Origin of the sequence: Paraburkholderia acidipaludis NBRC 101816 (assembly GCF_000684975.1) — a bacterium.
GTDB lineage: Bacteria > Pseudomonadota > Gammaproteobacteria > Burkholderiales > Burkholderiaceae > Paraburkholderia > Paraburkholderia acidipaludis.
Window position 1 is genome coordinate 41088 of record NZ_BAXZ01000001.1, and the last position, 19493, is coordinate 60580.

Consider the following 19493-nt stretch of genomic DNA (forward strand, 5'->3'; position numbering starts at 1 on the left):
ATCCTTTGCAAAGAGAGGCTGCACGGTAGCGCTGCCATGGCGCGCTGCCGGCTGCTGCAATGAATTACTTCTTTTTCTTGACGGGCCGCACATAACCCGCCTTCTCGACCTGGGTCTTGCCGTTGAGCACGAGCATGTCGTCGGCTACGTCCTTCCACACGGTCGTGCCGGCCGCGACGGTCACGCCGCTGCCCACACGCACGGGCGCGACGAACTGCGTATCGGAACCGACGAAGACGTGGTCGCCGATCACCGTGCGATGCTTGTTCGCGCCGTCGTAGTTGCAGGTGATGGTGCCCGCGCCGATGTTCACGCCGGCGCCCACGTCCGCATCGCCCACATAGCTCAGGTGATTGGCCTTCGAGCCCGTGCCGATGTTCGCGTTCTTCACCTCGACGAAGTTGCCCACATGAACCTCGTTGGCGAGCTTCGCGCCCGGGCGCAGCCGCGCATAGGGTCCGAGCACGGCCGCTTCGCCGACCGTCGCGTCTTCGATATGCGTGTAGGCGTCGATGCGCGTGCCCGCGCCGATCGCGGCGTTGCGGATCACGCAGTTCGGGCCGACCGTGACGTTGTCCGCCAGCGTCACGTCGCCTTCGAACACGCAGTTCACGTCGATCGACACGTCGCGCCCGCACTGGAGCGAGCCGCGCACGTCGATGCGCACCGGGTCCGCGAGCGTGACGCCCGCCACGAGCAGCGCCTCGGCGACGTTGCGCTGGTGCACGCGCTCGAGTTCGGCGAGCTGCTGCTTGCTGTTGACGCCGAGCGTTTCCCACTCTTCGTCGGGCTGCGCCGTGACAACGGGGTGTCCCGCCGCGATGGCCTGCTCGACGACGTCGGTGAGATAGAACTCGCCCTGCGCGTTGTCGTTTTTCAGCGCACTGAGCCAGCCCGCCAGCGGCGCGCTCGGCGCGATGACGATGCCCGTGTTGATTTCGGCGATACGGCGCTCGGCCTCGCTCGCATCCTTCTGCTCGACGATGCGCACGACCTGGCCCGCCGCGTCGCGCACGATGCGGCCGTAGCCGGTGGGATCGTCGAGCGTGACGGTCAGCACGCCGTAGCCGTCCTTGCCTGCCGCCTCGGCGAGGCGCCGGAGCGTCGAGGCGCGCGTGAGCGGCACGTCGCCGTACAGAACGAGCGTGGGCACGCTCGTGTCGATGAACGGCAGCGCCTGCTGGAGCGCGTGGCCCGTGCCGCGCTGCTCGTGCTGGACGGCGAACTGGACGTCGGGCGCGGCGACGGCCGCGCGCACCGCGTCGCCGCCATGGCCGATCACGACGACGAGTCGCGTGGGCTTGAGCGTGCGGGCGGTATCGATGACGTGCGAGAGGAGCGGCCGGCCGGCCAGCGGGTGCAGGACTTTGGGCAGCGCGGAGTGCATGCGCTTGCCCATGCCCGCAGCCAGAATCACGATGTTCATGGCATCGGCGAACAGGAATTTGAAGCTGTCGATTCTAGCATGCGGGTTTGCCCCGAAAGCGCGCCGCGGCGGCCAGTTGAGCCTTGTTTAACAAGGCTTTACGCGCGAGCCGGGGAGTGCGCGCAGCGGCACCGCCGGACGGGGTCAAAACCCCGCATCCGGCGGCGGTCAAACGTTAAAGTTCGTCGAACTTCGTGAACGAGATCGGCGCGCCTTCGGTGGAGGGTGAAGGCGTATCCGTCGAGCACGGCTCCTCGTCGAAGGCGATATCGCCCTGCGGGTCGGCCTCGCCCGTCGCGCGCAGGCCCTTGAAGCCGAACAGCGAAGCGTCCATCAGGTGCGACGGCACCACGTTGCCGAGCGCATTGAACATGTTCTCCACGCGGCCCGGGAAACGCTTGTCCCATTCGCGGATCAGCGCCTTCATCTCGGCGCGCTTGAGGTTCGGCTGGCTGCCGCAGAGGTTGCACGGAATGATCGGAAATTCGCGCAACTGGGCGTACTTTTCGAGATCGACTTCCTTCACGTAGGCGAGCGGCCGGATCACGATGTTCTTGCCGTCGTCGGACTGCAGCTTGGGCGGCATGCCCTTGAGCTTGCCGCCGTAGAACAGGTTCAGCAGCAGCGTTTGCAGGATGTCGTCGCGATGGTGGCCGAGCGCGATCTTCGTCGCGCCCAGTTCGCCCGCCACGCGGTACAGAATGCCGCGGCGCAGCCGCGAGCACAGCGAACACGTGGTCTTGCCCTCGGGCACGAGGCGCTTGACGATGCTGTAGGTGTCCTGATTCTCGATGTGGAACGGCACGCCGATCTGCGTCAGGTACTCGGGCAGCACGTGCTCGGGAAAGCCCGGCTGCTTCTGGTCGAGATTGACGGCCACGATCTCGAAGTCGATCGGCGCGCGCTCGCGCAGGCGCAGGAGGACGTCGAGCATCGCATAGCTGTCCTTGCCACCCGACAGGCACACCATCACCTTGTCGCCGTCCTCGATCATGTTGTAGTCGCCGATCGCCTGGCCGACCTGGCGCGCGAGCCGCTTGAAGAGCTTGTTGTTCTCGTAGGCTTCCTTCTGCTCGCGGCGCGTGAGCGCGCGGTGGCCTTCGGCTCCGGTCTCCGGCGCGGCCCCTTCGAGCGGGCCGCGGTCCTCCACCGGGAGGGTTTCGGGGGCGTTCATGAATCAGTCCTCTTTGATGCGAAAGACCTCGACGCCCACCGCGTCGCAGTCCGGATAAACGTCGGGCTTTTCGGTCGAAAGGCGTACCGCGCGCACGAGCGGATGCGCGAGCAGGGCCGTCGCGAGATCGTCGCAGAGGGTTTCCTGCAAATGGATGTGGCCCTGGCCCACGCGCGCGGCCACGGTCGCGCGCATGTAATCGTAGTCGACCACTTCGCGCAGCTTGTCCTCGCGCGGCGTGGTCTGCGCGAGCGGCACGAACAGGTCGACGTTGATGACGACGCGCTGTTCGCCGCGCTTTTCGAAGTCGTGCACGCCGATATTGATGTTCACTTCGTAGTTGCGCAAAAAGAGCCGGCGGCAATCGGCGAGCCGGGGGTGCAGCAAGACGGCGGACATAGTCGTTCCAGTCGGTAAAAAAACCGTGCCTTCGCGGCACGGGCGGCGCCGCTCAGGCGCCGGTCAAAAACATCACGTCACGCGGCAGCGGCACGAGGTGCTGGCCGCCGTCCACGACGAGCGTCGTGCCCGTCACGCCGGACGCACTCGCCAGATACAGCGCGGCCTCCACGAGATCCGCGGGCCGCGACGCGCGCTTGAGCGGCGTCACCTGGTGCGCGGCCGCGAAGCTCTCCGGCGTCTGGTCGCCCGACTGCAGCGTGAGGCCCGGCGCGAGCCCGACCACGCGCACCTTCGGCGCGAGCGCCTGGGCGAGCGCGACGGTGGCGTTCGCGAGCGCGGCCTTCGTCAGCGTGTACGAGAGATAGTCCGGATTCATGTTGTACAGCTTCTGGTCGAGCACGTTGATGACACACGTGCGCAGCGACTCGTCGGCCGCCGCGGCCTCGGGCGTCGCCTCGTACAGCGTGCGCGCCAGCACGAGCGGCGCGCCGACGTTGATCGCCATGAGCTGCAGCAGCTTTTCGTAGCCGACGTCGCGCGCCGAGTCTTCGTCGAAGCGCGACGCGTTGTTCAGCACGCACGCGGGGCGCCCCAGCGCCGCCGTGCAGGCAGAAACGAGCCGCGCGACCTGGCTTTCGTCGGCGAGGTCGGCATGCAGCGCCACCGCGCGGCGGCCCAGTGCCTCGATCTGCGCGACGACTTCGTCGGCTGCCGCGCGCGACTCGCCGAAATGCACCGCCACGTCCCAGCCGTGCGCCGCAAAGCCCACCGCCAGCTCGCGCCCGATCCGCCGCGCGCCGCCTGTCACCAGCACCACGCGCGCGGCGGCCGGGCCGCCCGAAAAATCGGGGCCGGATTCAGAGGCCGCCGTGCGGGAGCCGGAAGCCGGGTGGATGCCGGAAGTAGCGCTCATTTACAATGCCGGGATGAATCCGAAAGCTCACGAGCCCGATAGTTTACCTGTTCCCGAGCCGATCGCGCTCGCGCAGTCCGAGGCACTCGCCGCGACGCTGCGCGCGCAGATCGCGGCGGCGGACGGCTGGCTGCCGTTCGACCGTTACATGGAACGTGCGCTCTACGCGCCGGGGCTCGGCTACTACGGCGGCGGCGCGCGCAAGTTCGGCTTCGATGCCCGCGACGGCAGCGACTTCGTGACGGCGCCGGAGCTCTCGCCGCTCTTCGCCGCCACGCTCGCGCGCGCGCTGGCCGAGGCGCTGGCCGCGAGCGGCACGCGCGCGCTGATGGAGTTCGGCGCGGGCACGGGCAAACTCGCGGCAGGCATCCTGCTCGCGCTCGATGCGCTCGGCGTCGACTTCGATTCCTATGCGATCGTCGATCTGTCCGGCGAGTTGCGCGCGCGCCAGCGCGAAACGATCGAAGCGCTCGCGCCGCATCTCGCGCCGCGCGTGACGTGGCTCGACGCGCTGCCGGCGCAGTTCGAAGGGGTAGTGATCGGCAACGAAGTGCTCGACGCGATGCCGGTGCGCCTCTTCGCACGCAAGGATGCGGTCTGGCACGAGCGCGGCGTGACCGTCGACGCGCAAGGCGCGTTCGTTTTCTCCGACCGCCCCGCCATGAGCGGGCTCGATGCGCACTGGCCCGAAGGCGTGCTTGCAGGCATCGAGGGCAGCGAGGACTATGTGGCCGAAACGCATGAAGCGGCGCTCGCATTCACGCGCACGGTCTGCGCGATGCTCGTGCGCGGCGCGGCATTCTTCATCGACTACGGATTCCCGCGCCGCGAGTACTACCACCCGCAGCGCGCGCAAGGCACGCTCATGTGCCACTACCGGCACCGCGCGCACGGCGATCCTTTCCTGTACCCCGGCCTCCAGGACATCACGGCGCACGTCGAATTCACCGGCATTGCGGAAGCCGGTGTCGAGGCCGGCGCGGAGCTGCTCGGCTATGCGTCGCAGGCGCGCTTCCTGATGAATGCGGGCATTACCGAGGTGCTTTCCGAGATCGATCCGCGCGATGTCCAGCGTTTTCTGCCCGCCGCGAACGCCGTGCAGAAGCTCGTCTCCGAGTCGGAGATGGGCGAGCTCTTCAAGGTGATCGCGTTCTCGCGCGGCATCGACGCCACGCTCACGGCGTTCGCGCGCGGCGACCGCAGCCACACGCTATGACGAGGCGCGCAACGCCATGATCCGCTGGCTCCTGACCACCTTCATCGCCGTCGCGATCCTGTCGAGCGCGCAGCCCTGGCTGCGCAAGCTCGGCATCGGCAGGTTGCCAGGCGACATTACGCTGCGTATTTTCGGCCGCGAATATCCGCTGCCGTTCATGTCGACGCTTGTGCTTTCGATGGCGCTTTCGCTGATCGTGCGCGCGCTCTGAAGGTCACGCGGCTGCGAGCGCATCCTCCACCGCTTTGACGCGCGCGCGGTGCACCGCTTCCTTGATTTTCTCCGCCTCGCCGCCGCAATCCCGCGCGACGGCGCCCGCGTCGACCGAGCGCGCCGCCACCAGCGCCACACGCAGCCGCTCGGCCTGCGGATAAGGCGCGTTCTCCCAGCCGAGGCGCCCGCGCAGATCCGCTTCGCAGGCTTGCAGCGCTTCCGCGAAACGCGCGGGCTTGCGCAGCGCGTCGCCGCGTTCGAGCATCCGCACGAGCGCCGCGCCGCCCATTTCCATCACGCGGTGCATGTTGCCGTGTTCGCGCGCCACGAGCACGGCCAGGTCGCGGCACTCGTTGGGCACGCGCAAGCGGTCGCACAGCGGCTTGAGCAGATCGACGCTGCGCCCTTCGTGGCCGATATGGCGCGGCAGCACGTCCTCGGGCGTGGTCGCCTTGCCGAGGTCGTGCGTGAGCGCCGCGAAGCGCACCGGCAACGCATAGCCTTGCGCCGCCGCGTAGTCGATCACCATCATCACGTGCACGCCGGTATCGACTTCCGGGTGGTAGTCGGCGCGCTGCGGCACGCCGAAGAGGCTGTCCACTTCGGGCAGCACGCGCGCGAGCGCGCCGCACTCGCGCAGCACCTCGAACATGCGCGAGGGCTTGTCCTCCATGAGGCCGCGCGCCACCTCTTGCCACACGCGCTCGGGCACGAGCGCATCGGCTTCGCCCGCTTCGACCATGCGGCGCATCAGCGCCATGGTTTCGGGCGCGACGGTGAAATCCGCGAAACGCGCCGCGAAGCGCGCGACACGCAGAATGCGCACCGGGTCTTCGAGAAAGGCCTCGCTCACGTGACGGAACACGCGCGCGCGCAGGTCGCCCGCGCCGTCGAACGGATCGACCACCGGCCCGCTCATTACGTCGCCCGGCAGCATTTCGCGCGCCATCGCGTTGATCGTGAGATCGCGGCGCGCGAGGTCCTCTTCGAGCGTCACGTCGGGTGCGTAGAAGAACTGAAAGCCGTGATAGCCGGCTGCGGTCTTGCGCTCGGTGCGCGCGAGCGCGTATTCCTCGTTCGTCTGCGGATGCAGGAACACCGGAAAGTCCTTGCCCACGGGACGATAACCTTGCGCCGCCATCTGCTCGGGCGTCGCGCCCACCACCACGTAATCGCGGTCGCGCACCGGCAGCCCGAGCATCTCGTCGCGGATCGCTCCGCCTACGACGTAGATCTTCATGGAGCGAGTTCGTCGTCCGCCACGATATGCGTCTCGCGGCGCGCGGCTTCGATCCAGGCGGCCACGGCCGGCAGCGCCGTCACGCGCTGCACGTAAGCGGCGGCCTCAGGAGAAAGCTTCGGCTGGTAGCTGTTGAAGCGCATCGCGACCGGTGCGTACATCGCGTCGGCAATGCCGAACTCACCGAACAGGAATGGCCCGCCGCTCGCGGCGAGGCACTCGCGCCAGAGCGCGTCGATGCGTGCGATGTCGGCGAGCACGTCCGGCTCCGTGCCTACGCCAGGACGCGTGCAGCGGATGTTCATCGGCATCGCGTTGCGCAAGGCGCCAAAGGCCGAGTGCATCTCGGCGCTGATGCTGCGCGCGCGGGCGCGGGCATTCGGCTCGCGCGGCCAGAGCGCGTGCTGCGGATAGCGGTCGGCGAGCGTTTCCGCGATCGCGAGCGAGTCCCACACGGCAAAGCCCTCGTCGGACACGAGGCACGGCACCTTGCCCGAGGACGAGTACGTGAGGATCGCGGCCTTGGTGCCCGGCTCGTCGAGTTCGATCAGCACCTCCTCGAACGGAATGCCGAAATGCGTGAGCAGCAGCCACGGCCGCATCGACCACGACGAATAGTTCTTGTCTCCGATTACGAGTTTCATCACAGGCTTGAAGTGTAGGGTTGGAAAGATGCGGCTAGCGCCCCGCGTGCGTGCGGAACAGATTGAGCCGCGAACGCTGCGAGGCATCGCCGAGATACAGCGGCGCGACGGCTTCGATGCTGACCGGTTCGATGCCGAGTTCCGGCGCAAGCGGGCCCGACAGCACGCTGTCGACTTTCATCGAATCGAGATTGTCGCGCGTGAGCATCGGCTCGCCCGGTGCGATTTCGAACGAGAGCGCCTGCAGCCGCGCAAACGCATCGGGCAGCCGCATGATGCGCGCATGGCGGCCCACCACCTCGCCGCAATACGCGACCAGCTGCTCGAGCGTATAGACGCTCGGGCCGCCGAGTTCGTAAGTGTGCCCGCTGGCGGCGTCGAGATCGAGCACGTTGACGATCGCCTTCGACACGTCGCCCACGTACACGGGCTGGAACTTCGCGTCGGGCATCGCGAGCGGTATCGCGGGAAAAAGCTTCTGCAGCAGCGCGAAGCGGTTGAGAAACAGGTCGTCGGGGCCGAACACCACGGAAGGCCGGAAGATGGTCGCGGCGAGCGCGGCCGACGCATGCACGGCCTTCTCGCCGTCGCCCTTCGAGCGCAGGTACATGCTGGGCGCGCGCGGATCGGCGCCGATCGCGCTCACGTGCATGAGCCGGTGCACGCCCTTGCCTTCGCAGGCGGCCACGATCTTCGTCGGCAGCTCGACGTGCAGCTTCGCGAAGCCGGCCCCATAGGGATCGCCGCGCCCGCCGTTGAGCGTGCCGACCAGATTGATGACGGCGTCGGCGCCTTCCACGAAGCTCGCGAGCGCAACGGGATCGAAGACATCGGTCTCGATCACGTCGATGGGAAGCAGCGTGAGATGGCGGGCGCTGTAACGGCGCCGCGTGGCGATGCGCACGTTCTTGCCCGCCTCGACGAGCGCGTTGACGAGATGACTGCCGATGAACCCCGAACCGCCGATCACTGCGATGGTTTGATGTCTCATCTCCGACCTCCCTGGTGCAGGCGGCGGCACTGCCGGCTGCGGGGTTCGCCTTCAGGTTCACCCCGCGCGGTTTCGCCCGGCCGGCGCGCGCAAGCCGCAGGGGCCGAACGTGCCGTCATGCGCCGTCATGAACCGCGAGCGCCCAGGGCGGACGCGGCGGCGCGGCGCCTAAGGCGCAATGTAACCGAGACGCGCCTTCAGCGATTGCGGGCGGCCCTCGAACAGCGCCGCATAGTAGACCGTGTTCGACAACACGTTTTTCACGTAATCGCGGGTTTCCTGGAACGGAATGGTTTCCGCGAAGATGGCGCCCTCAACGGGCTGCTGCAACGACTGCCGCCACGCGCTCGGGCGCCCCGGTCCGGCGTTGTAGCCCGCGGTGGCAAGCACGGCGGAGCCGTCGAACTGATTGTAGATCATCGACAGATAGTTGGTGCCGAGCAGGATATTCGTGTCGATGTCGTTGAGCTGGTCGCGCGACAGCGGACCAAGGCCGATCTTCCGCGCCACCATCTGCGCCGTGGCCGGCATGATCTGCATGAGGCCGCTCGCCCCCACGCCCGAACGCGCGTTCATGATGAAGCGCGACTCCTGGCGCATGAGGCCGTAGGCCCATTCGACGTCGAGGCCTGTCGTTTGCGCGTCGCGGTCGACGATGTCGCGATACGGCGCGAGATAGCGCAACGAGAAGTCGTGCTCGCTCACGGTGCGGTCTGCCGTGTTGACGGTGCGGTCGAGCAGCTGGATGCGCCTGGCGTATTCGGCGGCGGCAAGCAACTGGCGGTCCGTCATGCTGCGCAGCGGCCAGTTCCATTCGCGATTGCCTTCAAGCCGCAGGTTCAGCGCATAGAAGCGCTGCGCGAGCGCGAAGCCGGGCGTTTGCGCGGCCTGGGCGATTTCGGCGTCGGTGACCGTGGTCTTCGGCGGAATCGTGATCTTCTGGCCAAGCTCTTCGAGCGCCAGTTGCCCGTAGAAATTGTAGCCCTGCGAGATCTGCGTGAACTCCTGGTTGGCGCCGGCCACGTCGCCCGCCTGCTTGAGCGCGCGGGCGTGCCAGTAAACCCACGAAGGCTGCGCGCGCAGCGCCGCGGGCATCTGCTCGATCGACCAGCGCACCATGGTCCAGTCGCCGCCCAGCAGCGCGGCGCGCACGCGCCACTCGTAAGCGGGATTCGAGAGCGGCGCGTTGGCCGAGAGGCGATACCAGTCGAGCGCGCCCGGCACGCGCTTCTGCGCGGCCTCATAGCCGATCGTGCCCCAGCCGATCCCGCGCTCCGGCAAGGCCAGCGACGGGGCCACCGCCGCGAAGGTCGCGGCGGCCATCGCCGGATCGTTGCGCGCCATCACCGTGACGGCGAGCAGCGCGAGCTGATGCGAGAGCGGGTCTGCGCTCACGCCGGCGGCCAGCGTGATCGGCGGCGTGTTCACGGCCTGCGAGAACGCGGCCGGATCGGGCTGCGTGGCGAGGCCGCCAAGCAGCTTGAAGCCCGTGCTGGTCTGGTTCTGTTCGTAGGCGAGACGGATTTGCTGCCACACGTCGTCGCTCGTGAACTGGCCTTTGATCGCGAGCGCGGTCACGAGGTCCACGCAGCCGTCGCCGTAGTAGCGCGGATCGGTGAGCAGCGCGCGCGCGTCGTTCGCGACGTTCTCGCCGCGCGCCGCGCGCGATTCGAGCGCGTAGCACTTCACCTGCGTATCGTCGTTGAGCACGAAGCGCGGATACTGCTGATCGAAATTCACCCAGTCGTGGCGCGCGCCGAGCACGAGCAGATAGTCGTTGCGCAGCCGGTCGGCAATCGCCTCGCCGTCGTGGCGCTGCAGGAACGACAGCACGGGCGCATCGGGCGCGTCGGTACGCGCGTGGCCCTGCGAATCGAAAAGCTGCGGCTTGAGCTGGAAGTACTCCAGATACGAGGGCGCCGGATAGTCCGGAATCATCGCGGCCAGCTGCGCGGCGCGCGACGGATCGTTGTTGCGCGCGGCTTCGCGAAGCTGGATGAACGTCTGGTCGTCGGGGGAAAGCTGGGCGTCGAGGGGAAGCGCAACGGGACGCACGGCGGACGCCGTGCTGCACGCGACGAGTGCCGCGGCGGCCAGCGCGAAACCGGCCGCGCGATATACTCGGACAAGGCGTTTGGACATCGTTATTTCTGGAGCACGAGGTGAGCCCAAGCATAGCACGCAACCCCCGCGCTCAATCCAAAAAGACGTGGCGCGCAACGCTCGCCGCAACGCGTCTTGAAGCCGCGTCAGACGTGGCGCTCGGCGCTGCGCTGGAGCAGCGTCTCGGCTCGCTCGTCGAGCGTCTCGCGCCGCGTTCGATCGGCTTTTACTGGCCCTTGCGCGGCGAGTTCGACGCGCGCGCATGGATCGCCGCCTGGCTGCTCGACGACCCGTCGCGCGGCGCGGCGCTGCCCGGCATTCCCGAGCGCCACGCGCCGCTCGCGTTCTACGCATGGACACCCGAGGCTCCCCTGCGCGAAGGCCATCACGGCATACCCGAACCGGCATCGCAGGAACGCGTCCTGCCCGAGCTGCTGCTCGTGCCCTGCGTGGGCTTCGACGCGCAAGGCTACCGCCTCGGCTACGGCGGCGGCTACTACGACCGCACGCTCGCCACGTGGCCGGGCGAGCGCTTGCCGCTTACCGTGGGCATCGCCTGGGAAGCGTGCCGTATCGACGAGGGCGTGCCCGAGCGCGAAGCGCACGACTTGCCGCTCGACGCCATCGTCACCGACGCCGCGACGCATCTCACGCCGCGACTGGATTCGCGCCTCGGCGCGCGCTGATGCATGCCCTGACGCACACCCACGCGGCGCGCCGCTTAAAGCGAAGCCGCCGCGCGCGCCGCCGTATCGTAGAGTCCCGACGCGTTGCGCATGATTTGTGCGGCGTCGCCAATCTGCTCGTTGCTGAGGCCGCTTTCCTTGAGCGTGGCGATCAGGCAGCTCTCGCGCACGTCGCGGTAGCGCAGGCACAGGTCGCGCCCTTCGGGCGTAACCGAAAAGAACACTTCCTTGCCGCTCTTCTCGCTTTTTACATACCCTCTGGCAACGAGCTTCTTCAGCGCATAGGTGGCGACGTGCGTGTCCTCGATGTTGAGCACGAAGCAGATGTCGGCCAGCTTCTTGCGGCGGTCGCGGTGCCCCACGTGATGCAGCAGCGACACTTCCACGGACGTCATGTCCTTCACCCCCGCCGCCGACATGCAGCGCACCATCCAGCGGTTGAACGCATTGCTGACCATGATGAGGGCGTATTCGAGTTCGGAAAGCTCGGCGCTCGATTCGGAGACGAGATGCTCGGACGAAACGATCTTGGTCGGCTGGCGCGACATGAGGGGAATCCGTGGTCGGAGAGGATCGTGGCGAGAGTGTAGTGGCGCGCGAGGGCGCCAGCGCCTGGCGAAAACGCTTATTGAGATATTGTAGGTAATTTATCGACAATATGTCTCGAATGAGGAACGGCGGCCGCTCCGGCCTCCCCCTTGCGCGCAGCGCTCCCACCCTTATGCACCGCGAGCCGCCGCGACGATCCGCGCGGCCTGCGCCGCGGCGAGGCACAATCCCGTGAGGAACCGCATCCTTTAACCGCCATGCCGAACCCTACTCCACGCATCTTTCCGCTTGGTGACGTGGCGCTTGTCTGCGAAGCGCCGCCGCCCGCCACGCTCGAAGTCCAGCGCCGCGTCTGGGCCGTTGCCGCGCTCGCGCGCGACTGGGCGCCCGTGCGCGAGGTCGTGCCCGGCATGAACAATCTGACCGTCACCTTCGACCCGCTCGAGGCGAACGCCGACGAGCTCGCCGGCTGGCTCGAAGCCGCCTGGCGCGACGCGGATGTCGCGCCGCACGCGGGCCGCGACGTCGAGATTCCCGTGTCGTACGGCGGCGAGGCCGGTCCCGATCTCGAAGTCGTCGCGCGTCACACGGGCCTTGCTCCCGCCGACGTGGCCGCGCGCCACGCGGCAGGCGTCTATATCGTGTTCTTCCTCGGCTTCCAGCCCGGCTTCGCCTATATGGGCGGACTCGACGCCGCGCTCCACACCCCGCGCCGCCGCGAGCCGCGGCTTGCCGTGCCGGCCGGATCGGTGGGCATCGGCGGCGAGCAGACGGGCATCTATCCCGCGCGGTCGCCCGGCGGCTGGCAGTTGATCGGCCGCACTTCGCTCGCGCTTTTCGACCCCGCGCGCACGCCGCCCACGCTGCTCATGCCCGGCGACCGCGTGCGCTTCACCATCGCGGAGCTCCTCGCATGATCGAAGTGCTCCGCGCAGGCCTCCTCACCACGATCCAGGATCTGGGCCGGCCGGGCTACCGGCATCTGGGCATCGCGACGGGCGGCGCGCTCGATCCGCTGGCGCTCGAAGTCGGCAACCGGCTCGTCGGCAACCGGCCCGACGCCGCCGGCATCGAAGTGACCTTCGGCCCCGTTGCGCTGCGCTTTGCGCGCGCCACGCGCATCGCCATCACCGGCACCGAGTACGGCTCGACGCTAGGCGGCCGCCCTGTCTGGTCGTGGTGGAGCCTGCCCGTCGCCGCCGGCGAGGAACTCGTGCTGAACGGCGCGAAACGCGGCATGCGCGCCTATCTGTGCGTGGCGGGCGGCATCGACGTGCTGCCGATGCTCGGCTCGCGCAGCACGGACCTCGGCGCCGGCTTCGGCGGCCTCGCCGGCCGCGCGCTCAAGGACGGCGACCGCCTCGCGACCGGCGCAAGCGCCGCGCCCGGGGGCGAGCGCGCGTCGCTCGCCCCCGGTGCGCCGCCATTCGGCGTGAAGGCGCCGGCGCACTGCAACTGGGTGCTCACCGACGAGCCGCCGCACCGGCGCGGGCGCCATCCCGACGGTCTGCCGTGGGCCGTGCCGGTGCGCGTGCTGCGCGGCCCGGAATACGAGAGCTTCGCCCCCGAGGCGCATCGCGTGTTCTGGTCGGACGAATGGCTCGTTACGCCGAACAGCAACCGCATGGGCTATCGCCTTTCAGGCGCGGCGCTAGAGCGCGAGAGCGGCGTGGACCTGCTCTCGCATGCGGTGCTGCCGGGCACGATCCAGGTGCCGCCGAACGGCCAGCCGATCGTGCTGATGAGCGACGCGCAGACCACGGGCGGTTATCCGAAGATCGGCTCGGTGATCCGCGCCGACCTGTGGAAGCTCGCGCAGGTCCGCCTGAACGGCGGCGTGCGCTTCGTGGAGACCACGCTCGCGGCCGCCCGCAAGGCGCTCGAAGAGGAACAGACATACCTGCGGCAGATCGACATTGCGATCGCCATGCACGACGAACGCTACGCGAGCCGCCGGGCGGCGGCGCCGCGCGCGTAGCCCGGCAGCAACGACACAGGGCAACAGCGCCAGGAGGAACATCATGACCACCATCGACCTGAACGCCGATCTCGGCGAGGGCTGCGGCTCGGACGAAGCGCTGCTCGACCTCGTCAGCTCCGCGAACATCGCGTGCGGCTGGCACGCGGGCGGCGCCAACGCCATGCGCGAATGCGTGCGCTGGGCCGTCGGCAAGGGCGTGTCGATCGGCGCCCACCCGAGCTTCAACGACCCGGAAAATTTCGGCCGCAAGGAGATGCATCTCCCCGCTGGGGAAATCTACGCGGGCGTGCTCTACCAGCTCGGCGCGCTTTCGGCGATCGCCCAGGCCGAGGGCGGGCGCATCGCCCATGTGAAGCCGCACGGCGCGCTCTACAACCAGGCGGCGCGCGACGCGGAAATCGCGGACGCGATCGTCTCCGCCGTGCACGACTTCGATCCCTCGGTGGCGGTGTTCGCGCTCGCGGGCAGCGGCCTCGTGACGGCCGCGCGCAACGCGGGCCTCGCCGCCGTGGAGGAAGTGTTCGCCGACCGCGGCTACCGCGCGGACGGCTCGCTCGTGCCGCGCAGCGAACCGGGCGCGCTGCTCGACGACGAAGAGGCCGTGCTCGCGCGCACGCTCGCGATGATCCGCGAACAGCGCGTGCAGGCCGTGGATGGCGCATGGGTGCCGCTCAACGCGCAGACCATCTGCCTGCACGGCGACGGGCCGCATGCGCTGGCGTTCGCGCGGCGCATCCGCGCGGCGCTCGACGAGGCGGGCATCGGCGTGCGCCCCATGGAGACGGACGGCGGCTGAACGAGAGGCAGCACTCACGAGAACACCAACTATCCGGAGGAGATCGAGATGCCCCACACCGTCAGCCTGTGGCCCCTCATCGGGGTGGCCGTGATCATCGTCGGGTTCGTACTGCGCTTCAATCCGATGCTGATCGTGGTCGCCGCCGCCGTCGCCACGGGCTTCGCCGCCGGGTTCCCGCCCGGCAAGATACTCGCCGCAATCGGCACCGGCTTCATCAAGACCCGCAACATTCCGCTCATCATCCTGCTGCCGCTCGCGGTGATCGGCCTCCTCGAGCGGCACGGCCTGCGCGAGCGCGCGCAGATCTGGATCGGCAGCATCAAGGCGGCCACCGCGGGACGCCTGCTGATCGTCTACCTGTTCGTGCGCGAGATCACGGCCGCGGTCGGGCTGACGGGGCTGGGCGGCCATCCGCAAATGGTGCGGCCGCTCATTGCGCCGATGGCCGAAGGCGCTGCCGAAAACCGCTTCGGCAAGCTCGCCGACTCCGTGCGCTACACATTGCGCGCCTATGCGGCCTCCGCCGACAACGTCGGACTCTTCTTCGGCGAGGACATCTTCGTGGCCTTCGGCGCGGTGGTGCTGATGACCACGCTGCTCAAGGAAGCGGGCGTGACCGTGGAGCCGATGCATGTGGCGCTCTGGGGCATCCCGACGGCGCTCTGCGCATTCGCGATTCATGCCACGCGGCTCTGGCTGCTCGATCGCAGGCTGGAGCGCGAACTGGGCGGGGCGCGTAAGGACAGCGGCGTGGGACCGGAGTACGGCGTTAAAGCGCCTGGTCCGGATCGACCGCCTTGCGTGGGACCGGAGTACGGCGCTGAAGCGCCTGGTCCGGATCGACCGCCTTGCATGGGACCGGAGTACGGCGCTGAAGCGCCTACTCCGGATCGACAGGGGGACGAGGCATGACGCTCTCCATCGAGTATCTGTTCTGGCTGCTCGGCATCGTGCTGCTGATCGTGGGCGGCATGATCGTCACGGACCGCACGCATCCGCGGCGTTTCATGGCCGGCGGCTTCTGGCTGCTCTACGCGCTGATCTTTCTCGCCGGCGACAAGCTGCCCGCCGAGGTCGTGGGCGCGCTCGTGATCGCCATGGCGCTGATCGCCGGCTTCGGCGGCGTGACGGCCGCGAAGCCGAAGGTCCTGTCGCTCGAAGCGCGCATGGCGAGCGCGAAGCGCCTCGGCAACCGCCTCTTCGTGCCCGCGCTGACGATCCCGTTCGTCACCGTCGTCATCACGCTGGCCGCGAGCCATCTCGTGTTCGGCGGGACGCCGCTCTTCGATCCGAAGAACGTCACGCTGGTCGGCTTCGGCGTGGGGTGCGTGATCGCACTCGCCATCGCCTGCCTCATCACGCGCGACAGTGTCGGCCAGTCGATGCAGGAGGCGCGCCGGCTCGTCGACGCGCTCTCGTGGGCGGCGGTGCTGCCGCAGATGCTCGGCATGCTCGGGCTCGTGTTCTCGGATGCGGGTGTGGGCAAGGCGGTCGCGCACGTCGCGACGTCGTACATCGACATGGACCTGCGCTTCGTCGCGGTGGCGGTCTACTGCGTGGGCATGGCGCTCTTCACGGTCATCATGGGCAACGGCTTCGCGGCGTTCCCGGTGATGACGGGCGGCGTGGGCGTGCCGGTGCTCGTGGGCGTGTTCCATGCGAACCCGGCGATGATGGCCGCCATCGGCATGTTCTCGGGCTACTGCGGCACGCTCCTCACGCCCATGGCGGCGAACTACAACATCGTGCCCGCCGCGCTGCTCGAACTGCCGGACAAGAACGCCGTGATCCGCGTGCAGGTGCCGACCGCGCTGGGCATTCTCGCCTGCAATATCGTGCTGCTGAATCTGCTCGGGTTTTAGGCGCGCACGGCCGCCCGGCCCGCCGCGGCCATGCGCCGCTCAACCGGGATCGACCGTGAAGCCGTGCTGGCGCAACAGCGCCAGCACCCCCCTGGGTCCGCCCAGGTGCAGCGAACCGATGGCGACGAAAACCGGCTTGTTGGGCGCCGCGATCTGCAGCATGCGCGAAACGAAGCGCCGATTGCGCTCGTAGAGGATGCGGTTGTCGATCGAATCGGAAACGCGCTTGTCGTGCGCCAGCTTCTCCGAGCGCGCGCTCTCCCACGCGGCGATCGCATCGGCATCGCCCACGCGCCACAGGTGCAGCAAGGTCTGCACGTCGGCGGCGTTCTGCGCCGGTGTCTGCGCGAGATCCTGGGCCAGCATCTCGCGCTGCTGCGCCAGCGTGAGGCGCGTGAACGCGCGCATCTGCTCGGAAAGCGTCTCCAGCCCCACGATGCGGCGGCCCTTGAGCCGCAGGAAGACATTCTGCAATTGCGCCTCGGTGCCGTACTCGGTCTGCAGGCCCGCGCTCAGCGAGTCGTAGGTTTCCACGAGCAGCGAAGCGAGCCACGGCCGCATCCGGCGAATTTCGGCGAGCGCCTCGGGATTGCCGCGCAGACGCGCCTCCAGCTTCTGCCAGAGCGGATCGGGCAGCAGTTGCGGCAGACAGGGCCGCGAGCATACGCCGTATTTCGAGACGTCGTCCTGCGAGACGAGCAGATCGTCGGGCGAGAGTTCGAGCGCGAGCGTGGGCGAGGCGTTGAGCGCCGCGAGGATCGATGGCCGAAACGGCTGGTTCGGCGGATAGTCGGCCGGATCGCCCACGTGCAGCGTGCCGAGCACGTAGATCGTGGTCGTGCCGCGCGTGGCGACGTAGTACGGCATGCGCGCCGGCTGCACGCGCACCGGCCCGCCGGCGGTCGTGCCCGAGGCGTAGCTCGGCACTGCGGGCGGCGCGTGGAAGCCGGGGATGCCCGCGCCCGTCGAGGGCGCAGCCGGCACCGGCATGGGCGGCCGGATGCCTGGCGTATTGCCGGCGGAGCCGCCCGCGAGCGCGGCAGGACCGAACGCGACCGCCAGCGCGAGCGACGCGCCCGCGGCCACGCGCGCGGCAGTACGCTTCACCATGCGCCGCAGCGCGCGCAGGACCGAAGCGATACGGCCACCGGCTGTACGCAGGCGACACGTCGCGCGACGCGCCGCTGTCTCATCAGGCCGGCATGGGCCGCCCATCCTGTTCCCCCACCTCCTCAGCACGATGGCAGGATACCTGACGGCCGTCCACTTCGCGAAGTACCGGGACCTCCTTGCGGCATCGCTCGATCGCATACGGACAGCGCTGATGGAACGTGCAGCCCGAAGGCGGATGGAGCGGCGAAGGCAGTTCGCCTTCGAGCCGGATCTTCACGCGCCGGTCGGCCGCGAAGATCGCGGGCGTGGCGGAGAGCAGCGCCCGCGTATAGGGGTGGCGCGGCCGCCCGATCACGGTCTTGCGCTCGCCAAGCTCGGCAATGGCGCCGAGATACATGACCATCACGTCGTCGGCCACGTGCTCCACCACCGAGAGGTTGTGCGAGATGAAGACGTAGCTCGTGCGGAACTGTTCCTGCAGGTCCATGAACAGGTTCAGGATCTGCGCCTGGATCGACACGTCGAGCGCGGAGACGGGTTCGTCGGCCACGACGATCTGCGGATCGAGGATCATCGCGCGCGCGATCGCCACGCGCTGGCGCTGCCCGCCCGAAAACATATGCGGATAGCGGCTCGCATGCTCGGGCCGCAGGCCGACGATACGCATCATGTGCGCGATGCGGTCCGCGCGCTCGCCGGCCGTCAGCTTCGTGTTGATCGCAAGCGGCTCGCCGAGCGTCTCTTCCACGGTCTTGCGCGGATTGAGCGAGGCATACGGGTTCTGGAACACCATCTGCACGCGGCGGCGCAGCGCGGCGGCTTTCTCGCCGCTCGCGTGCGCAACGTCCTCGCCGTCGATCACGAGCCGGCCCGCCGTCGGCGGCTCGATCATCGTGAGCTGGCGCGCGAGCGTGGACTTGCCGCAGCCCGATTCGCCGACCACGGCGAGCGTGCGGCCGCGCGCAAGCGAGAACGAGACGCCGTTGAGCGCCTTCACGGTGCTCTCGCCGAACAGGCCGCGCCGAACGGTGTAGTGCTTCTTCAGATCCTCGGCGACGAGCACGCGATCGTCGTCGCGGCCCGCGTCGCGCGGCGTTTGAGGGGTGCGGGGCGCGGGGTGAGGGACCGCATTCATTGCGCGCCTCCGTTCGTCTGGGTCGTCGCGAGATTGAGCGGCTTGATGCAGCGGACCTGCGCGAGCGGCGCTGCGTCCACGTCGGGCATGCTGCCAGGCAGCGGCCCGAGCGCGGGACGCGCCTTCCGGCAATCGTCCACCGCGTACCGGCAGCGCGGCGCGAAGAGACAGCCGCCCGGCCGGTCGTCGCGCCCCGGCACCATGCCCGGCAGCGCGGCGAGACGCTTCGCGCCCTTGTTGTGCTCGGGAATCGCGGCGAGCAGCGCCTCGGTGTAGGGGTGATGCGGCCGCGCGAAAATGTCGGGCACCCGGTTCGTCTCGATGACCTCGCCCGCGTACATCACGGCCACGCGCTGCGCGACCTCGGACACCACGGCGAGATCGTGCGAAATCAGCACGAGCGCCATGCCGCGCTCTTTCTGCAGATGCACGAGTAACTCCATGATCTGCGCCTGGATCGTCACGTCGAGCGCCGTGGTGGGCTCGTCGGCGATCAGCAGCTTCGGGTTGCAGGCCACGGCCATCGCGATCATCACGCGCTGGTTCATGCCGCCCGACATCTGGTGCGGAAAGTTGTCGATGCGGTTCTTCGCGTCGGGTATGCCCACCTGGTCGAGCAGTTCGAGCGCGCGCGCATGCAGTGCGGCGCCGCGCAAACCCTCGTGCTGCTTCAGCACTTCCTTGATCTGGAAGCCCACGGTGTAACTCGGATTGAGGCTCGTGAGCGCGTCCTGGAACACCATGGCGATGTCCTTGCCCACGATCCGGCGGCGCTCCCTGCCCGTGGCGTTGAGCAGGTCGCGGCCGTCGAACGCGATCGAGTCGGCGCTCACCTTGCCGGGCGCATCGATCAGGCCCATCAGCGCCATCATCGTCACGCTCTTGCCCGAGCCCGACTCGCCGACGATGCCGAGCACCTCGCCGGGCGCCACGGAAAGGTCCACGCGGTCCACGGCGGGCAGGCCGTTGAAGTTCACCGCCAGATTGCGGACGCTCAGCAGCGCATTCGTCTGGATATTTGTCTGCGCATTTGTCTGGGTATTCAT

At 68.6% G+C, this 19493-nt stretch carries 19 protein-coding genes and 1 pseudogene; 8 read left to right on the forward strand and 12 right to left on the reverse strand.

Annotated elements, in window-relative coordinates; translation table 11 throughout:
* Nucleotides 1–64: 64 nt before the first annotated feature.
* The 4 genes from glmU to BAC01S_RS00195 all read right to left on the reverse strand — a co-directional run bounded on the left by glmU (nt 65) and on the right by BAC01S_RS00195 (nt 3915).
* Nucleotides 65–1426, reverse strand: a complete 1362-nt coding sequence (glmU, locus tag BAC01S_RS00180) for a bifunctional UDP-N-acetylglucosamine diphosphorylase/glucosamine-1-phosphate N-acetyltransferase GlmU (RefSeq protein ID WP_027792945.1) — start codon at nt 1424–1426, stop codon at nt 65–67.
* A gap of 175 nt (nt 1427–1601) precedes the next feature.
* Nucleotides 1602–2600 (reverse strand): tRNA 2-thiocytidine(32) synthetase TtcA, encoded by a 999-nt coding sequence (ttcA, locus tag BAC01S_RS00185; protein ID WP_027792946.1) that lies wholly within the window; start codon nt 2598–2600, stop codon nt 1602–1604.
* 3 nt (nt 2601–2603) lie between these two features.
* A complete protein-coding gene (locus tag BAC01S_RS00190) occupies nt 2604–2999 on the reverse strand; it encodes a dihydroneopterin aldolase (protein WP_027792947.1) in 396 nt (131 codons plus the stop codon).
* A 52-nt stretch (nt 3000–3051) separates the two neighbouring features.
* A complete protein-coding gene (locus BAC01S_RS00195; protein WP_084168072.1) occupies nt 3052–3915 on the reverse strand; it encodes an SDR family oxidoreductase in 864 nt (287 codons plus the stop codon).
* A gap of 13 nt (nt 3916–3928) precedes the next feature.
* On the opposite strand from BAC01S_RS00195, the gene BAC01S_RS00200 reads away from it, so the two are divergent.
* Both BAC01S_RS00200 and BAC01S_RS00205 read left to right on the forward strand, forming a co-directional pair.
* Complete coding sequence (locus BAC01S_RS00200; protein ID WP_027792949.1) at nt 3929–5131, forward strand: class I SAM-dependent methyltransferase; 1203 nt, start codon at nt 3929–3931, stop codon at nt 5129–5131.
* A gap of 16 nt (nt 5132–5147) precedes the next feature.
* Nucleotides 5148–5342, forward strand: a complete 195-nt coding sequence (locus tag BAC01S_RS00205) for a DUF2905 domain-containing protein (protein WP_027792950.1) — start codon at nt 5148–5150, stop codon at nt 5340–5342.
* 3 nt (nt 5343–5345) lie between these two features.
* On the opposite strand, the gene BAC01S_RS00210 is transcribed toward BAC01S_RS00205, so the two are convergent.
* The 4 genes from BAC01S_RS00210 to BAC01S_RS00225 form a co-directional block, all read right to left on the reverse strand.
* Nucleotides 5346–6584: a multifunctional CCA addition/repair protein gene (locus BAC01S_RS00210; RefSeq protein WP_027792951.1), complete on the reverse strand. Its 1239-nt coding sequence runs from the start codon at nt 6582–6584 to the stop codon at nt 5346–5348.
* Nucleotides 6581–7228: a glutathione S-transferase family protein gene (locus BAC01S_RS00215; RefSeq protein ID WP_027792952.1), complete on the reverse strand. Its 648-nt coding sequence runs from the start codon at nt 7226–7228 to the stop codon at nt 6581–6583. Before BAC01S_RS00215 ends, BAC01S_RS00210 begins: the two co-directional genes overlap by 4 nt.
* 34 nt (nt 7229–7262) lie before the next feature.
* The gene (locus tag BAC01S_RS00220) at nt 7263–8219 is read right to left on the reverse strand and encodes a complex I NDUFA9 subunit family protein (protein WP_027792953.1); all 957 of its coding nucleotides are present in this window, start codon (nt 8217–8219) and stop codon (nt 7263–7265) included.
* Between the two features lie 168 nt (nt 8220–8387).
* The gene (locus BAC01S_RS00225) at nt 8388–10361 is read right to left on the reverse strand and encodes a lytic transglycosylase domain-containing protein (RefSeq protein WP_027792954.1); all 1974 of its coding nucleotides are present in this window, start codon (nt 10359–10361) and stop codon (nt 8388–8390) included.
* 8 nt (nt 10362–10369) lie between these two features.
* Between BAC01S_RS00225 and BAC01S_RS00230 the strand changes: the two genes are divergently transcribed.
* Entirely contained in the window at nt 10370–11008 is a 639-nt protein-coding gene (locus tag BAC01S_RS00230; protein WP_027793107.1) for a 5-formyltetrahydrofolate cyclo-ligase, read from the forward strand.
* A gap of 35 nt (nt 11009–11043) precedes the next feature.
* Here BAC01S_RS00230 and BAC01S_RS00235 read toward each other — a convergent pair whose 3' ends face one another.
* Nucleotides 11044–11556, reverse strand: coding sequence for a winged helix DNA-binding protein (locus BAC01S_RS00235; protein WP_027792955.1), 513 nt, complete (start codon nt 11554–11556; stop codon nt 11044–11046).
* Nucleotides 11557–11814: 258 nt separating this feature from the next.
* Between BAC01S_RS00235 and pxpB the strand changes: the two genes are divergently transcribed.
* From pxpB to BAC01S_RS00260, 5 genes and pseudogenes are all read left to right on the forward strand, one after another.
* Nucleotides 11815–12474, forward strand: coding sequence for a 5-oxoprolinase subunit PxpB (gene pxpB / locus BAC01S_RS00240; protein ID WP_027792956.1), 660 nt, complete (start codon nt 11815–11817; stop codon nt 12472–12474).
* Nucleotides 12471–13535: a 5-oxoprolinase subunit C family protein gene (locus BAC01S_RS00245; RefSeq protein ID WP_027792957.1), complete on the forward strand. Its 1065-nt coding sequence runs from the start codon at nt 12471–12473 to the stop codon at nt 13533–13535. Before pxpB ends, BAC01S_RS00245 begins: the two co-directional genes overlap by 4 nt.
* Before the next feature lie 43 nt (nt 13536–13578).
* Nucleotides 13579–14334, forward strand: a complete 756-nt coding sequence (pxpA, locus tag BAC01S_RS00250; protein ID WP_043200653.1) for a 5-oxoprolinase subunit PxpA — start codon at nt 13579–13581, stop codon at nt 14332–14334.
* A gap of 48 nt (nt 14335–14382) precedes the next feature.
* Nucleotides 14383–15078 (forward strand): annotated as a pseudogene (locus BAC01S_RS29835) (DUF969 domain-containing protein); the annotation flags it as partial.
* Nucleotides 15079–15245: 167 nt separating this feature from the next.
* Nucleotides 15246–16199 carry a DUF979 domain-containing protein gene (locus BAC01S_RS00260; protein WP_027792959.1) on the forward strand — a complete coding sequence of 318 codons (954 nt, stop codon included), beginning with the start codon at nt 15246–15248 and terminating at the stop codon, nt 16197–16199.
* Between the two features lie 39 nt (nt 16200–16238).
* Here BAC01S_RS00260 and BAC01S_RS00265 read toward each other — a convergent pair whose 3' ends face one another.
* From BAC01S_RS00265 to BAC01S_RS00275, 3 genes are read right to left on the reverse strand one after another with little or no spacing between them, the layout of a single operon-like run.
* Complete coding sequence (locus BAC01S_RS00265; protein ID WP_027792960.1) at nt 16239–17414, reverse strand: TraB/GumN family protein; 1176 nt, start codon at nt 17412–17414, stop codon at nt 16239–16241.
* Complete coding sequence (locus BAC01S_RS00270; RefSeq protein ID WP_027792961.1) at nt 17392–18447, reverse strand: peptide ABC transporter ATP-binding protein; 1056 nt, start codon at nt 18445–18447, stop codon at nt 17392–17394. The genes BAC01S_RS00265 and BAC01S_RS00270 overlap by 23 nt, the downstream gene beginning before the upstream one ends.
* A complete protein-coding gene (locus tag BAC01S_RS00275) occupies nt 18444–19493 on the reverse strand; it encodes an ABC transporter ATP-binding protein (RefSeq protein WP_043200656.1) in 1050 nt (349 codons plus the stop codon). The genes BAC01S_RS00270 and BAC01S_RS00275 overlap by 4 nt, the downstream gene beginning before the upstream one ends.

Bases quoted from the DNA above. Each gene is read 5' to 3' on its own strand.
- glmU (WP_027792945.1), bottom strand. From the start codon at position 1,426: ATGAACATCGTGATTCTGGCTGCGGGCATGGGCAAGCGCATGCACTCC.
- ttcA (WP_027792946.1), bottom strand. From the start codon at position 2,600: ATGAACGCCCCCGAAACCCTCCCGGTGGAGGACCGCGGCCCGCTCGAA.
- BAC01S_RS00190 (WP_027792947.1), bottom strand. From the start codon at position 2,999: ATGTCCGCCGTCTTGCTGCACCCCCGGCTCGCCGATTGCCGCCGGCTC.
- BAC01S_RS00195 (WP_084168072.1), bottom strand. From the start codon at position 3,915: ATGAGCGCTACTTCCGGCATCCACCCGGCTTCCGGCTCCCGCACGGCG.
- BAC01S_RS00200 (WP_027792949.1), top strand. From the start codon at position 3,929: ATGAATCCGAAAGCTCACGAGCCCGATAGTTTACCTGTTCCCGAGCCG.
- BAC01S_RS00205 (WP_027792950.1), top strand. From the start codon at position 5,148: ATGATCCGCTGGCTCCTGACCACCTTCATCGCCGTCGCGATCCTGTCG.
- BAC01S_RS00210 (WP_027792951.1), bottom strand. From the start codon at position 6,584: ATGAAGATCTACGTCGTAGGCGGAGCGATCCGCGACGAGATGCTCGGG.
- BAC01S_RS00215 (WP_027792952.1), bottom strand. From the start codon at position 7,228: ATGAAACTCGTAATCGGAGACAAGAACTATTCGTCGTGGTCGATGCGG.
- BAC01S_RS00220 (WP_027792953.1), bottom strand. From the start codon at position 8,219: ATGAGACATCAAACCATCGCAGTGATCGGCGGTTCGGGGTTCATCGGC.
- BAC01S_RS00225 (WP_027792954.1), bottom strand. From the start codon at position 10,361: ATGTCCAAACGCCTTGTCCGAGTATATCGCGCGGCCGGTTTCGCGCTG.
- BAC01S_RS00235 (WP_027792955.1), bottom strand. From the start codon at position 11,556: ATGTCGCGCCAGCCGACCAAGATCGTTTCGTCCGAGCATCTCGTCTCC.
- pxpB (WP_027792956.1), top strand. From the start codon at position 11,815: ATGCCGAACCCTACTCCACGCATCTTTCCGCTTGGTGACGTGGCGCTT.
- BAC01S_RS00245 (WP_027792957.1), top strand. From the start codon at position 12,471: ATGATCGAAGTGCTCCGCGCAGGCCTCCTCACCACGATCCAGGATCTG.
- pxpA (WP_043200653.1), top strand. From the start codon at position 13,579: ATGACCACCATCGACCTGAACGCCGATCTCGGCGAGGGCTGCGGCTCG.
- BAC01S_RS00260 (WP_027792959.1), top strand. From the start codon at position 15,246: ATGACGCTCTCCATCGAGTATCTGTTCTGGCTGCTCGGCATCGTGCTG.
- BAC01S_RS00265 (WP_027792960.1), bottom strand. From the start codon at position 17,414: ATGGGCGGCCCATGCCGGCCTGATGAGACAGCGGCGCGTCGCGCGACG.
- BAC01S_RS00270 (WP_027792961.1), bottom strand. From the start codon at position 18,447: ATGAATGCGGTCCCTCACCCCGCGCCCCGCACCCCTCAAACGCCGCGC.
- BAC01S_RS00275 (WP_043200656.1), bottom strand. From the start codon at position 19,493: ATGAATACCCAGACAAATGCGCAGACAAATATCCAGACGAATGCGCTG.